We start from the raw sequence: 13413 nt of genomic DNA, 5'->3' as shown, positions 1-13413 counted from the left end.
CTGCTCAGGGTGTCACGGCGGGTCCGCAACGAATATAAGACACTTTATTAATTTTTGTATACTTAATTTACGTTCAAAAAAGAGACCCTTGGCGGTCCAGTATCAGGCCTCAGTAGCCGCCTTGCGGCCAACCTGGGTGCGCAGCATGCCGATACCGTCGATTTCCAGCTCGACCACATCGCCAGGCTTGAGGTAGCGCAGCTGCTCCAGGCCACAGCCGTTGCCTACCGTGCCCGAGCCCAGGAACTCGCCGGGGTATAGAGTCTCGGAACGCGAAACATGGGCGATCACGTCTTCGAAGCGCCAGCGCATGTCTCGGGTGTTGCCACGCCCCCACTCCTCGCCGTTAACCCGCGCCACCATGTTAAGGTCGTAGGGATCTCCCAGTTCATCCACAGTCACCAGGCATGGGCCCATGATGTTGGCAGTGTCGAAGTCCTTGCTCTTGGCTGGGCCGAGCATGCCAGGCATTTCCAGAGCCTGGGCATCGCGGGCGCTCATGTCGTTGAAAATGGTGTAACCGACGATGTGCGCGCCAGCGGCCTCACGACTGATGTCCTTGCCCCGCTTGCCGATGTAACAGCCGAACTCCAGCTCAAAATCCATCGCGCAGCTGAAGCTGGGCCACTGAAACTCATCGTCGATGCCCACCACGGCAAAGCGATTGCCCTTGTAGTAGATGGGCTGCTTGTTAAAGGTCTCGATCACTCGGTCGTCGGCACGCGTATTCATGGCCTTGAGGGTCGCTTCGGGATCGTCGGTACGCAGCGCTCGGGCGCGCCGTGCGGCGGCAAAACTCTGGCGCAGGTGCAGTTCGAAACAGGAGCAATCGCGTATTTGCGGTGGTGGCTGGATCGGTGCTCGCAACTTGACCGCAGAGCGCTCCAGCACAGCCGCCGAGGGCGCCTTGGCTACCAGGGCGCGGGCCAGCTCCAGCGCCGCATCACCGCCTTCGACCAACGCAAGGATGCTTTCCAGAACGGGGCTGTCGCCCCCTTGCATCACCCGATAGGCCGTTTGCAGATCGAGCACCTGGCGATCCTGGTCAAGCAGTGCACCGGCACGGTCAACGCCATTGGCGTCCGTATAAGTAACCAGCCTCATACCCTACCGCTCACAGGCAACAACGCGCCGGTCACGACCGCCGCTTCATCGGACAATAGGAACGCGACCACCCCCGACAGTGCCTGCGGGGTCACCCAGCGGCTGCTGTCGGCGCCAGGCATGTCAGCGCGGTTGGCGGGGGTGTCGATGATGCTAGGTAATACCGCGTTCACCGTCACACCACGGTCTTTCAGCTCCTCGGCCAGGGCTTCGGTCAGCCGGGCCACTCCCGCCTTGGAAGCAGCATAGGCGCCCATGCCGGCAGCGGCCTTGACCGATGCCAGCGCGCCGACATTGACGATTCGCCCGGCGCCGGACTGCAGCAGGTAAGCCAGCGCCGACTGGGCGCTTACCACGGCGGTGCGCACGTTCATCTGGTACAGACGGTCCCAGGTGTTCAGGCTGCCACCCTCGAGGGTTTCCCAGGCAAACCCGCCGGCGACATTGACCAGGCCATCGACGCCGCCCCAGTGCGCTGCCACCTGTTCGAAGGCGGCAGCGGCCGACTCGGTCGAGGTCAGATCGACGCCGCCCAGCCGCAGCAGGTTGTGCGTATCGAGCAGGTCGGCAGGTGCCTCGCTGCGGTCCAGCAGGGCCACTCGCGCGCCCTGCGCCAGCAAGTACTTGCCCAGCGCGCTGCCCAAGACACCGAAACCGCCCGTGACGACTACCCTTTTGTCCAGTAATGACTGGGACATAGCCAAATCCTCTTGTTGTTTTACCGCGCGAACGGTCGATTCGTGCTTTCGCCTGAGCCAATATATGACACTTTTCCAAAATATGTGCAAATGATACTGTGTGACTCCATGTCAAACATTCACCACGGACTGCTGATGCCTAGAAAACTCCCTGCACTGAACGCCGACAACCGCGCCTTCTGGCAAGGCGGTGAAACGGGCCAGTTACTGATCCACCGCTGCGCCGCGTGCAGCCGCTACTTTCACCCGCCTGCTCCGCTCTGCCCGCAGTGCGCCAGCTTTGAGGTGGGCCCCGAAGTGGTGTCTGGCCGGGGCAAGGTGCTCAGCTTCACCATCAACTATCAGGGTTGGACGCCCGACCTAGAGGTGCCCTACGTGGTGGCGATCATCGAACTCGCCGAACAGGCCGGCTTGCAGTTCATCAGCAACGTAGTGGGCATGCCGGTCACGGATGTGCACATCGACATGCCGGTTCGGGTCAGTTTCCTCAATGTCGAGGACGTGTGGCTGCCCCTGTTCGAGAGGGCTCAATGATGTTCGATCACCGTTACGAAAAAGACGTGGCCATCACCGGCATCGGCCAGTCGGAAGTCGGCCGGCCGTCGGACAAATCAGCCATGCGTCTGACCCTCGATGCGTGCCTGCAAGCGATTGCCGACGCTGGGCTGCAACGCAGCGATATCGACGGGGTGGCCTGCTGGCCCGGCGACAACAACAATGGCGACCCGTTTTCCCCGGTGGGGCCCAGCGCACTGAAGAGTGCACTGGGGCTCAACGTCAACTGGTTTGGCGCAGGCTACGAAGGACCGGGTCCCCTGGCTGGGGTGATCAACGGGGCGATGGCGATCGCCGCCGGGTTATGCAAGCATGTGCTGGTGTTCCGCACCATCACCGAAGCCTCGGCACGCGCAGTCAACCGCCAGGCCGGCGCCTTGACCGCCAAAACCCAGGGCCGCGACAACAGCTACGCCTGGCAATGGTTCACCCCATTCAATGTGCATTCGGGAATCAACCTGATGGCCCTGTATGCCCAGCGCCATTTTCACGAGTACGGCACCCGCCCCGAGCAACTGGCACAGATCGCCCTCACCTGCCGACGCAATGCCATGCGCAACCCCAAGGCGGTGTACCGCACGCCCATGACGATGGACGACTACATGAACGCGCGGATGATCTCCTCGCCCCTGCGCCTGTTCGACTGCGATGTGCACTGCGATGCCTCTACCGCGATCATCCTGTCGCATCGCGATGTCGCCCAGGATCTGCCGAACAGGCCGATCCGCATCGAGGCGATGGGCGCCGCGCTGAACCAGCCCTGGTCGTGGGACCAGATTTCACTGACCCGGATGGCCGCCTTCGATGTCGGCCAGATGATGTGGGCGCGCACCGACTACACCCCGCAGGACGTCGGCTCAGCGCAGCTGTACGACGGCTTCTCAATCCTGACCCTGATCTGGCTGGAAGCCCTGGGTCTGTGCCCGGTGGGTGAAAGCGGGTCCTTTGTCGAAGGTGGAGGGCGTATCGCGCTGCAAGGCAGCTTGCCGATCAACACCAATGGCGGGCAGTTGTCAGGCGGGCGCACCCACGGGCTGGGCTATGTGCACGAGGCGTGCCTGCAACTGTGGGGGCGCGCCGAAGGCCGGCAAACCCGCGACCATGGCGTCAGTACGGTGGCCGCAGGCGGCGGCCCGCTGGGGGGCAGCTTACTGTTGGTACGCGAATAGCGACGGGGTTCAGTAGAGTACGCAGGCCACTTCGTTGCAGAACTCGATCAGCGCCTTGCCCATCTCGGCAAGGCCCTCTTCGTCGCGCTGGCCGCGGAACATCACCGCCGAAACGGTGAACTCGATGCTGTTGGAAGGAGAATAGATCGGCGCTGCCACGGCCAGGATACCGCCGGAAAAATGCCCATCGTCCATCGCCCAGCCGCGCTCGGCAGCCACTTTGACGTCCTCGCGGTAATTTTCCAGAGACAACGGCCGGGCCCAGCGGATCTTCTCGAAATTACTTTCCACCAGCGGGTCGTGCATGTCGAGCTGAGTGGCGAACAGTCGCCCGCTTGCGCCCATCAGGATCGGCAGTCGTTGGCCTTCGGCCATGTCGATGCGCACATCGGTGGGGCTGGCCGCGGAGCTGACGATCACGATCCGGTCCGGACTCATCTTGCGCCACAGCGTGATGGTCACCCGCAGCCGCGACGCAAGGTTCTGTAACAACGGCTTGGCCATCTGCACGCGATGACCCTGAGTCACCAGTTGCTCCACCAGGCGCGCCAGGCCGGAGCCCACTGAGTAGCGTTTGGACAGCGGGCTGAAATCGACCACATCCTCCTGCACCAGGGTACGCAGGATGTTGAAGCAGGTACTGGGGTTGATGGAAAGCTGCCGGGCGATATCCAAGGAGCGTTCAGGTTTGCCGACCTGGCTCAGATGACGCAGGATGCGTATGGCGTTGGATACCGGCTTGACGAGGGTTGCATTGGCCGATTTGGCGGTGTCGCTCATGTCTGAAGTGTCCATACTGCGTCCGGTAACTAGTTGTTACCAACATTCTAGCCTGAGAATTACTCGCCCCGTAAAGTTTTACATGGGAATTTACCGCGATCCGGAGCCTATGGGTTCAGCGGCGGCTGGTAGATCAGCCGGCGGGTTTGCAGGTCTTCGCGGCGAAACTGCTGCAAAAGCCCTTCCAGAGCCAGGTCGGCCTGGGTCACCCGCACCTGCTGGCGCAAGTAGTCGAGCCAGGACTCGACGATGAACCGTTCGCTGTAGCGTTGCGTCTCGGCCATGTCGCGGTAGAGCCGCCAGTTCTGCGCGCCATTGCGCCGCCGCGCCTTGCCTACCGCATACACCGCCAACAGAAAATCATCTCGCTGCGGCGCAGGCACCTCGTATATCACCTCCACCGAAACCGGCCCGTCGGCGTGCGCCACTGGGGCCTGCAATTGAAGGTTGTCGGTCAGCGGCGCCTGTGCAAAGTCGGCTTCTTGGCCCAGTTCCACACGGCCGTTACGCGTCAGTAGCACCCCGGCGAACAGGCACAGCGTCGAAACCAGCAGGCTTGCCTGCAGCCCCGCATACTCGGCCAGCACCCCCCAGGCGGCGCCACCGAAGGCCATCGCGCCCATCAGGGTCAATACGTACATCGACGCTACGCGGGCGCGCACCCAGTTGGCGGCATAAGTCTGCACCACCGAAGAGAGCGTGGCGTTGACCGCCATCCAGCCGAACCCGGCACACAGCATCATGACGCACACTAGGTAGCGGTTGCTCGACAACGCAGCGGCCAGCGCGGCGGCGGCAAAGGCGGCGGTACCGCAGGCAATCAGTTGACGCAGGCCGAGCCTGCGATGCAGGCGAGGTGAGTTCAGTGCAGCCAGTACCGCCCCCGCCCCCAGGAATGCCATCAGCAGGCCGTAGCCACCGGCGCCCATGCCCAGTTGCTGGCGCGCAACCAGGGGCATCAGCGCCCACAGAGCACTGGCGCTGGCAGTGAACACCAGCACCTGCTGCATTGCGCTGGACAGTACCGCCGAATGGCGAATGTAGCGCAGCCCGCTGCGCATACCGCCTATCAGGGTTTCCGGCGGAAGCCCGTGGACAGGCGGTGCCGGCGCCAGGCGCAACAGAAAGAACATCACGGCGCCCATGCACAGCGCGATCAGCACGAACACAGACGTGTTGTTCCAGTAGGCAATCAACGCCCCGGCCAAGGCCGGCCCCAGGGCACGGGTGGCGTTGACCGCAATGCCATTCAGGGCGACCGCTGCCGGTACCTGATCACGCGACAGCACGCTGATCATGGTCACCATCCACGCCGCCATACCCAGCGCGCTGCCGGTGCCCAGCACGAAGGTGAAAGCCAGCAGCCCCCAGGCTTCGAGGCGCTCGAACCCGGCCAACAGGCTGAGCATGATGGCCGCGAACACCATCAGGCACTGGGTGACGATCAGCCAGCGACGTCGGTCGACCAGGTCGGCGAGCACCCCGCCCGGCAGTGCGAATAGAAAGACCGGCAGTGTCACCGCGCTTTGCACCAGCGACACCATGATTGGTGAGGCGGTAAGCGTGGTCATGATCCACGCTGCGCCGACCGTCTGCATCCAGATCGCCAGATTCACCACCGCACCGGCCAGCCACAAGCCCCGAAAGGCCCGGTTGCGAAATGGCGCCCACGCCGAACCCTCGCTCATCATTGCTCCTTAGAACGTCTAGCCCATCAGGGTTTAGTGATCCAGCGGCAGCCCCAGGCGCCCCACCGCGCGGGCCGGGCCGAGCGGGCACGGCGCAGCAATGGTATTGCGCAGCTGGCCGATGCCGGAGATTTGCGCCACCACCTGGTCACCCGGTTGCAGGAAGCGCCCGCTTTCCAGGCCCACCCCGTGCGTGGAGCCAGTGAACACCAGGTCGCCGGGGCGCAGCTTGATCCGTGCATCCAGGTAATTGAGCAGCTCGTCCAGGGGGAAGATCATGTGCTGGGTATTGTCGTGTTGGCGTACTTCGTCATTGACGCTCAGGCGCATCTCCAGCGCAGGCTGCTGCTCGCCGCCCAGCTCGTCAGCCGTCACGATCCACGGCCCTGCGGGCGTGGTGCAGTCCATGGCCTTCTGGGTCAGTAGGTCGAGCCGCCCGATCTGCTGGCCCGCATCGCGTGCACTGATGTCGTTACCCACAGTGAAACCCAGAAGGCAGGCGCTGGCGCGGGGTTCATCCTGCAGCGCTCGCCCCACTACCGCCACCAGCTCCACCTCGTAATCCAGTTGCCTGGTCAGCGGCGAATACCTGATCGGGTCATTGGCCCCGACCAAGGCCGACTCGGGCTTGAGGTAGGCCAGTGGGTGTGCCGGGGCCTGACTGCCCAGGCGTTCGAGGTGGCTCAGGTAGTTCAGGCCCACGCCGAACACGCGGCTGCCCGGTTCCAATGGCGGCAGCAAACGTGCCCGGGCCAACGGCAGGCGTTCGCCAGCCAGGTCCAGAGCGTCCAGGTGCAGCCCCGCGCCCAGCCGCGCCCAGCACGCGAACGGCGCCCGAACCTGCCTGCAGTGCTCGCTGCTGGCGTCTACCAATGCCCAGAACGCCTGCCCGCCCAGCTCGATCCGCGCCAGGCGCATGTCACTGCCGGGCCAGGTAGGTAGGCAGATACTCGGCGTCATGGACCTCTTCGGGAGTCTTGACACTCGGTCCCAGGATGGGCCCCACCATCTCGTGGCCCCACAGGCTCAGTTTTTCGGGGTTCAGCTCGTAGGGGTCGCCTTGCCACGGCTCGATTTCAGCAATGGTTTCGAAGGCAAAACCCGAGGGGTTGTAGTGATAGAAGGACAGGTGCGGGTCTTGCGCATGCTGGCCGAGCGTCATCATCATCGGCAGTTCGCGCTGGCGCACGATATCGTAGGTCTCGCCCACATCACGCACGTTGCGAACGAACAGCCCGACGTGCTGGACGCCCATTCGCCCGGGCCCATGGCCATAGGCGATGTCGTGGCTGGTGTGATGGTTGAGCCGGGAGCGGAAGAAGCCGGTACGCCCCTTGCCCGCTCCCGCGCCATACCAGCTGAAGCCCATGACATTGAGCAGGAAGTCTTCAAGTTCCGGGGTGTACTCCGGAGTGATCAGCACTACGTGCCCTGCACCGCGCTCGTCGGCCAGAAAGCCGCTGTGGGGGCGCCCTGGCTGAAATGAACGCGGCAGCCATTTCTGTCCGTAAAACAACTCATGTTGGTAGCCGACCGGGTCACGAAAACGCACCACCTCACGCACGCCGCGGGTCTCGCACAGCTGCGCGTCACCACGGGTGTAGGCCACGTTGGCGGCCTCGAGCTTCCTGATCCCATCCTCGAACGCCATGCGCCCGATGGCTTCCCAGCCGATATACGCGATGCGGTCCACCTTACCCGGATGGAATGCGAAGCGGTGACGGCGATCATCGATTCTGAAATACAGCGACGCCGGGTCGCCGGGCGGATTTTTGCCGATACCAAAGCCCATCACCTGCGGGCCATACTCGCGCCAGGCGTCAAGATCAGGGGTTTCGAAGCCCATATAACCGATACCAATGATGTCCAATTTGTTCACCTTGTTCTTGTTCGAGATGAAACGATGCCAACTATCGCTCGCGCTGTCGCAGCAGGGCTAGACCGCCAGCAGCCCGCCGTCTATGACAAAGTCCGAACCGGTAATGAAGGAGGCCTCTTCGGAAGCCACGAACACCGCCAGCGCCACCACCTCTTCAGGTTCGCCGGGGCGATCCATCAGCACACCGTCGAGCAGCATGGCGCGGGCCTTGGGGTTTTCCAGAAACGCTTGAGTGCCAGGCGTGGCGACGAAGCCAGGACTCAGGCTGATGGCACGAATACCGACGGCTGCTCCCTCCACGGCCAATTGCCGGGTAAACGACACTACCGCGCCTTTGGCTGCCGCGTGGGCACTGATACCGGCCACCTTCGAACCGCCCCACGCCGCAGTGGAAGAAACGTTGATAATCACTCCGCGCTGCTCGGCCAGGTATGCCCAGGCGTACTTGGTGGTATAGAACAGCAGGTCGATTTCATTACGCAGGGTGTACTGCCAGTCTTCGATCGACAGCTCACTCACCAGGCCGAAGCGCGCTGCTGAAGCGTTGTTGTAGAGAACATCAATGCGCCCGTGCTCGGCGACGGCCGCCTCGATCCACGCCCTGGCCTGCTCGTGATCGCCCAGGTCCACGGGGGCAGTGCCATACAAGGTAAACCCCTCGTCGCTCATCAGGGCACGGGTCTGTTCGTGGCCCTCGGCATTGAAGTCGCACCCGACCACGATCGCCCCTTCACGGGCAAAGCGCAGCGCTGCCGCACGGCCTTGGCCGCCTCCGGTGCCGGTAATCAGGGCCACCTTGTTGTGTAAACGTCCCATCAGCACCTCCTCAACTCGTTGGTAATGACACCCTCTCAAGTGAGTGTGTACTCAAGCGGGGCAGTCTTGGGCGTCGATGGGCTCCAGCCATACTGCTTCGGCCGGGCAAGCAGCAGCGCCCTCGCGGGCATCTTCTTCAAGTTCGGGGGGTACCCGAGCGTCATCGAAGTACACCAGGCCGTCGGCATCGAGCTTGTACACACTGGGGCAAATGGTGGCGCACAGGCCGTAACCACAGCAGCGGCTACGGTCGGCAACAGCTTTGAACTGCGCTTTTTCTGAACTCATTTTTTTCTCCTTATCAGGTTCAGTCTCAGCAAATTATGAACACTTATTTATTTTATGTGCAATTTATTTTTAGCGAGGATATGCTCGGCCTCAGTTGCAGCAGTGAACCACGGTTGCGCCCTGGCAAACGCTCTGCGGTCAGCGCGATGTTGAACATGGCGTGACCGAGGGTGATTCAACTGGGTGCGCAGCGCAGCACATTCGTTTGTCTGTGAGTCATACGGCTGTGCTGGACAAACCGGAAATCACGGTTTTCACACAAAAAATGCAGTGTTTGGCTCAACAAAACCTACAAGGAAGCCAACTCATGAACCCTTCGAAAAACCAGGCGGCCATCGACCTGCACGAGTTCCGGCACAGCTGGAGAATCCTGCTTCTGTCAGTTGCCGGCGTGGCCATCAGCATCAATGCCGCGCTTCTGTACGGTTTTGGCACGCTAGTGGTACCGCTGGGCGATGCCTTTGGCTGGGGCAAAAGCGAATTGCAGGCGTGCATCACCTTCCTGTTTGGCGGCGCGGTGGTGTCGCTGCAACTAGTGGGCTGGTTCAACCTGCGCTTTGGCATGAGGCGCGTCACCGTGGTGTCCCTGTTGCTGCTGTCGGTCGGCTACCTGGCCACCACCCAGGTCAGCTCTTCGATCTGGTCGATGTACCTGGCCTTTGCGCTGCTGCCGATCGTGGGCATGGGCGCACTGGCCGTGACCTGGACCCAACTGATCAGCCTTTGGTACGACCGAAATCGCGGCCTGGCGCTGGCCATTGGCCTGTCAGGTACCGGCGTCACCGCCGCCACCGTTCCCCGGCTGATGACGTGGGGCATAGAGCAGTGGGACTGGCGTGCGGCCTTCGTGATCCTTGCGCTGCTCAACCTGCTGGTGCTGCTGCCGCTGATCCTGCTGTGGTTCAAGCTGCCCAAGGCCGCCGATACCACCCGGCAGGACGCCCTGGAGCAATTGCCGGGCATGAGCTTTCGCGAAGGCATGTGCTCGCTGAAATTCTGGACCTGCAACCTGGCGCTGGGCCTGGTAATTTCGTCGATTGTCGGCATGGTCACCAGCACGGTGCCGATGCTCCAAGCCAAGGGGCTATCGGCGGCAGATGCGGCCACCATTTTCAGCGGCTTCGGTATTTCGCTGATCCTGGGGCGTATGGTCATCGGCTATCTGCTCGACCGCCTGTGGCCGCCGGTGGTCTCAGCGTGCAGCCTGCTGCTGCCCGCTGTCGGCTGCCTGGTATACCTGAGTGGCACCACCGAGTTCATGCCCCTGATGCTGGCAGCCGTGCTGGTCGGGTTCGGCGCCGGGGCAGAGTTTGATATCGCCGCGTTCCTGATTGCGCGCTACTTCGGCCTGCGTGAATACGGCCGGTTATTCGGTGTGCACCAGGGCCTCAATACCGTGGCATCGGCCTTGGCGCCGCTGCTGTTCGCCTTCCTACTCGCACGTACCGGCTCATACACCGCCATGCTGGTGTACAGCGCCGCATGTTGCGTGGTCGGCCCGCTGTTGCTACTGACCCTTGGACGAGTGCCGCGCTTCGACGCGCAGCCCTTGCCCAGCCACTCCTGAGCCCACAAGAAACGGAGCAGAACATGCCCACACTGACCTTTATCGAACATAACGGCACCCACCATCAGGTCAACGGCGAAGTCGGCCAGTCGGTCATGCAGGCCGCCACGTTCGCTAGCGTGCCGGGCCTGCCCGCCGATTGCGGCGGCGCCTGCAGCTGCGCCACATGCCACACCTACGTAGACGAAGCGTGGCTGCACAAGGTGCAGGCACCGGAAAGCATGGAGAGTGACATGCTCGAGTACGCCTTCGAGCGTCGTGACAACAGCCGCCTGAGCTGCCAACTGATTATCAGTGAAGACATGGAAGGCATGGTACTGCACCTGCCCTCTTCGCAATTCTGAATGCGTTGCAAGGAGTACTCATGACCCTCGCCTCAGTCGTTATCGTCGGTGCCGGCCAAGCCGGATTCCAAGTGGCCGCATCGCTGCGCCAGGAAGGCTATGAAGGCCGTATCACCCTGATCGGCAATGAACCCGGCCTGCCCTACCAACGCCCACCACTGTCCAAGGCCTACCTGCTCGGCAAGATCCAGGAAAACAACCTGCTATTCCGCCCGGCCGAGTTCTACGCCACCCAGCGCATCGAGCTGCTGCACGACCCGGCCACCGCCATCGACCGGCTCAACCGCCGCGTGGTGCTGGCTTCCGGCACCGCCCTGAGCTATGACCACCTGATACTGGCGACCGGCGCGCACAACCGCCCGCTGCCAGTGCCTGGCGCGGAGCTGCCTCAGGTGTTCGGCATCAAGACCAAGGCCGATGCCGACGCCCTGGCGCCGCTGGCCAGGCAGGCGCGCAACGTGGTGGTGGTCGGCGCAGGCTTTATCGGCCTCGAGTTTGCCGCGGTAGCCGCCGCCCAGGGTGCGCAGGTGCATGTGCTGGAGCTGGGCGAGCGCCCCATGGCGCGTGCGGTGTCGCGGGAAATGTCCGAGTTGTTTCGCCAGGCGCATGAGCAGTGGGGCGTGCACTTCGATTTCCGCCAAGGCCTTGCCCGCATTCTCGACGACAACGGCAAGGTGTGCGGCGTGCAAACCGCAGATGGCCGCACCCTGCCGGCTGACCTGGTGGTATTCGGCATCGGCGTTATCCCCAATACGCAACTGGCCACCGAGGCCGGCCTGGACATCGAGAACGGCATCAAGGTGGATGCCCACCTACTCACCTCTGACCCACAGATTTCCGCACTCGGTGATGTGGCCAGCTTTCCATGTGTACAGAACGAAGAGCAGCACACCCGACTCGAGTCGGTGCAGAACGCCATCGACCAGGCGCGTACCGTGGCCGCGCGCCTGATGGGTAAGCCCTCGCCCTATGCCGCCCTACCCTGGTTCTGGACCGATCAAGGCGACCTAAAGCTGCAGATCGCCGGGCTGTCCAGCGGCTACGACAGCACGGTTGTGCTCGGTTCTGCCCATGACCGGCAACTTTCGGTGCTGTGCTTTCGCAATGAGCGCTTGGTGGCTGTGGAGTCTTGCAACCGCCTGGGCGACCACATGGCCGCGCGCAAGATTCTCGCCCGCGCACCCAGGCTGACGGCGGCTCAAGCAGCAGCCGAAGGTTTCGACCTCAAGACTTGGGAAGCGGCTAACCGCGACTGACAGCCCTCACCCACATCTCGCCGCACTGTACCCCCAAGGGCCCAGCGCGGCGTTTGCGCAACCTGATGGAGCGATGCAATGAACAAGGTCTGGTTTGTTACCGGTGCGGGCCGCGGGTTGGGCGCCGCCATTGCCAGGGCGGCATTGGCGGACGGTGACTGCGTGGTGGTCAGTGGCCGGCGCCTGGCGCACCTGCAAGGCATGTTTGCCGAGTACGGCGACCGGGTGCTGGCGGTGCCCCTCGAAGTCAGCAATCAAGCGCAGGCATTGGCCGCCGTGGAGCAGGCAGTGGCCCGCTTCGGTCGAATCGACGTGCTGGTCAACAACGCCGGGTATGGCCAACTGGCACCCTTCGAGGACAACCTGCCGAGCGATGCCGAAAAGCAGTTCGCCACCAATGTGTTCGGTGTGTTCAACGTGTGCCGCGCCGTGCTGCCGGTGATGCGCGCACAACGTAGCGGCCACCTGTTCAATGTGTCGTCCATGGCCGGCGTGTTAGGCATGGGAGGCGCCGCACTATACTGCGCCTCCAAATTCGCGGTGGAGGGGTTCTCCGAATCCCTGGCCCAGGAGGTAGCGCAGTTCGGCATCAAGGTCACGCTGGTGGAACCCGGGGTGTTTCGCACCGACTTTCTCGATGCCAGCTCCGCAATGTTCGGTGAACGCGGGTTGCAGGACTACGCCGCGTTCACGGCCAAGGTCAAGGCTGCGTCGGCTGCCGGCAATCATCAACAGGGCGGCAACCCGGCGAAGCTGGGCGAAGCCCTGGTGCGCCTGGCCAACACCGACCAGCCACCATTGCGCTACCTGGCCGGTTCCGACGCCTACGGCCAGATCAGCGTCAAGCTCACCGGAATGCTCGCTCAGATAGAAGCCTGGCGCGAGCTCTCCTGTTCTACCGATGGTTCTACTGGTTGATGAAGTAACGCACGGACAACCGCCCCCCTTCGAACCGGTACAGCTCGATCGTCTCTATGCCACCGTCCTGCTCGCGAAAAGCGTTCAAGTGGTGGCACGCCACTTCATTGCCATTGATGATGCACTGGCGTACCTCGACCCGAACTTTGGGTTGCTGTTGCGCCCACATGCCCTCCAGCACCTGCCAAGCGTCATGCTGCGGCTTGCCAACATACTCGATACTCAAGCCATTGGGTGACACGCTGCGGTAGTGGGCAAAAAAGCCTTCCTTGTCGCCGCGGTTCCAGCAGTCGACCTGGCCGTGCAGAAAGTCTTCGATCACGTGTTTGTCCATTGTCATGTAAGGGTCGT

15 protein-coding genes are annotated in these 13413 nt (G+C 62.8%); 6 read left to right on the top strand and 9 right to left on the bottom strand.

All coding sequences use genetic code 11. The features are described 5' to 3' along the window. Nucleotides 1-102 precede the first annotated feature (102 nt). On the bottom strand, nucleotides 103-1104 hold the full coding sequence (locus ACOKS3_RS10305) for a fumarylacetoacetate hydrolase family protein (RefSeq protein WP_051095696.1): 1002 nt from the start codon (nucleotides 1102-1104) through the stop codon (nucleotides 103-105). Further along, complete coding sequence (locus ACOKS3_RS10300) at nucleotides 1101-1802, bottom strand: SDR family NAD(P)-dependent oxidoreductase (RefSeq protein WP_051095697.1); 702 nt, start codon at nucleotides 1800-1802, stop codon at nucleotides 1101-1103. Before ACOKS3_RS10300 ends, ACOKS3_RS10305 begins: the two co-directional genes overlap by 4 nt. A 135-nt stretch (nucleotides 1803-1937) precedes the next feature. Between ACOKS3_RS10300 and ACOKS3_RS10295 the strand changes: the two genes are divergently transcribed. Then, nucleotides 1938-2336 (top strand): Zn-ribbon domain-containing OB-fold protein, encoded by a 399-nt coding sequence (locus ACOKS3_RS10295; protein WP_046786390.1) that lies wholly within the window; start codon nucleotides 1938-1940, stop codon nucleotides 2334-2336. Then, nucleotides 2336-3526, top strand: coding sequence for a thiolase family protein (locus ACOKS3_RS10290; RefSeq protein ID WP_051095800.1), 1191 nt, complete (start codon nucleotides 2336-2338; stop codon nucleotides 3524-3526). The genes ACOKS3_RS10295 and ACOKS3_RS10290 overlap by 1 nt, the downstream gene beginning before the upstream one ends. 9 nt (nucleotides 3527-3535) lie before the next feature. Here ACOKS3_RS10290 and ACOKS3_RS10285 read toward each other — a convergent pair whose 3' ends face one another. The 6 genes from ACOKS3_RS10285 to ACOKS3_RS10260 form a co-directional block, all read right to left on the bottom strand. Then, nucleotides 3536-4306, bottom strand: a complete 771-nt coding sequence (locus ACOKS3_RS10285) for an IclR family transcriptional regulator (RefSeq protein ID WP_196996667.1) — start codon at nucleotides 4304-4306, stop codon at nucleotides 3536-3538. A gap of 107 nt (nucleotides 4307-4413) precedes the next feature. Next, nucleotides 4414-5994: an MFS transporter gene (locus ACOKS3_RS10280; RefSeq protein WP_103469843.1), complete on the bottom strand. Its 1581-nt coding sequence runs from the start codon at nucleotides 5992-5994 to the stop codon at nucleotides 4414-4416. A gap of 33 nt (nucleotides 5995-6027) precedes the next feature. Beyond that, nucleotides 6028-6912 carry a fumarylacetoacetate hydrolase family protein gene (locus tag ACOKS3_RS10275; RefSeq protein ID WP_075045767.1) on the bottom strand — a complete coding sequence of 295 codons (885 nt, stop codon included), beginning with the start codon at nucleotides 6910-6912 and terminating at the stop codon, nucleotides 6028-6030. 1 nt (nucleotide 6913) lies between these two features. Beyond that, on the bottom strand, nucleotides 6914-7864 hold the full coding sequence (locus tag ACOKS3_RS10270) for a VOC family protein (RefSeq protein WP_046786388.1): 951 nt from the start codon (nucleotides 7862-7864) through the stop codon (nucleotides 6914-6916). Between the two features lie 66 nt (nucleotides 7865-7930). After that, nucleotides 7931-8689 carry an SDR family NAD(P)-dependent oxidoreductase gene (locus tag ACOKS3_RS10265; RefSeq protein WP_046785910.1) on the bottom strand — a complete coding sequence of 253 codons (759 nt, stop codon included), beginning with the start codon at nucleotides 8687-8689 and terminating at the stop codon, nucleotides 7931-7933. A 51-nt stretch (nucleotides 8690-8740) separates the two neighbouring features. After that, the gene (locus tag ACOKS3_RS10260) at nucleotides 8741-8977 is read right to left on the bottom strand and encodes a ferredoxin (RefSeq protein WP_046785909.1); all 237 of its coding nucleotides are present in this window, start codon (nucleotides 8975-8977) and stop codon (nucleotides 8741-8743) included. 307 nt (nucleotides 8978-9284) lie between these two features. Here ACOKS3_RS10260 and ACOKS3_RS10255 point away from each other — a divergent pair, with 307 nt between their 5' ends. The 4 genes from ACOKS3_RS10255 to ACOKS3_RS10240 all read left to right on the top strand — a co-directional run bounded on the left by ACOKS3_RS10255 (nucleotide 9285) and on the right by ACOKS3_RS10240 (nucleotide 13062). Beyond that, a complete protein-coding gene (locus ACOKS3_RS10255; protein WP_075045768.1) occupies nucleotides 9285-10544 on the top strand; it encodes an MFS transporter in 1260 nt (419 codons plus the stop codon). 23 nt (nucleotides 10545-10567) lie between these two features. After that, nucleotides 10568-10888, top strand: a complete 321-nt coding sequence (locus ACOKS3_RS10250) for a 2Fe-2S iron-sulfur cluster-binding protein (RefSeq protein WP_046785907.1) — start codon at nucleotides 10568-10570, stop codon at nucleotides 10886-10888. Between the two features lie 20 nt (nucleotides 10889-10908). Then, entirely contained in the window at nucleotides 10909-12144 is a 1236-nt protein-coding gene (locus ACOKS3_RS10245) for an NAD(P)/FAD-dependent oxidoreductase (protein ID WP_046785906.1), read from the top strand. A gap of 78 nt (nucleotides 12145-12222) precedes the next feature. Next, nucleotides 12223-13062 (top strand): SDR family NAD(P)-dependent oxidoreductase, encoded by an 840-nt coding sequence (locus ACOKS3_RS10240; protein ID WP_054573044.1) that lies wholly within the window; start codon nucleotides 12223-12225, stop codon nucleotides 13060-13062. On the opposite strand, the gene ACOKS3_RS10235 is transcribed toward ACOKS3_RS10240, so the two are convergent. Beyond that, nucleotides 13052-13402: a nuclear transport factor 2 family protein gene (locus ACOKS3_RS10235; RefSeq protein WP_046785904.1), complete on the bottom strand. Its 351-nt coding sequence runs from the start codon at nucleotides 13400-13402 to the stop codon at nucleotides 13052-13054. The genes ACOKS3_RS10240 and ACOKS3_RS10235 overlap by 11 nt on opposite strands. Nucleotides 13403-13413: the final 11 nt, after the last annotated feature.

This window comes from Pseudomonas sp. HS6-2, from assembly GCF_049325675.2.
Classification (GTDB): Bacteria; Pseudomonadota; Gammaproteobacteria; order Pseudomonadales; family Pseudomonadaceae; genus Aquipseudomonas; species Aquipseudomonas putida_N.
The sequence above is the reverse complement of the archived record's forward strand: the minus strand, read 5'-3'. Positions and strand labels throughout refer to the sequence as shown.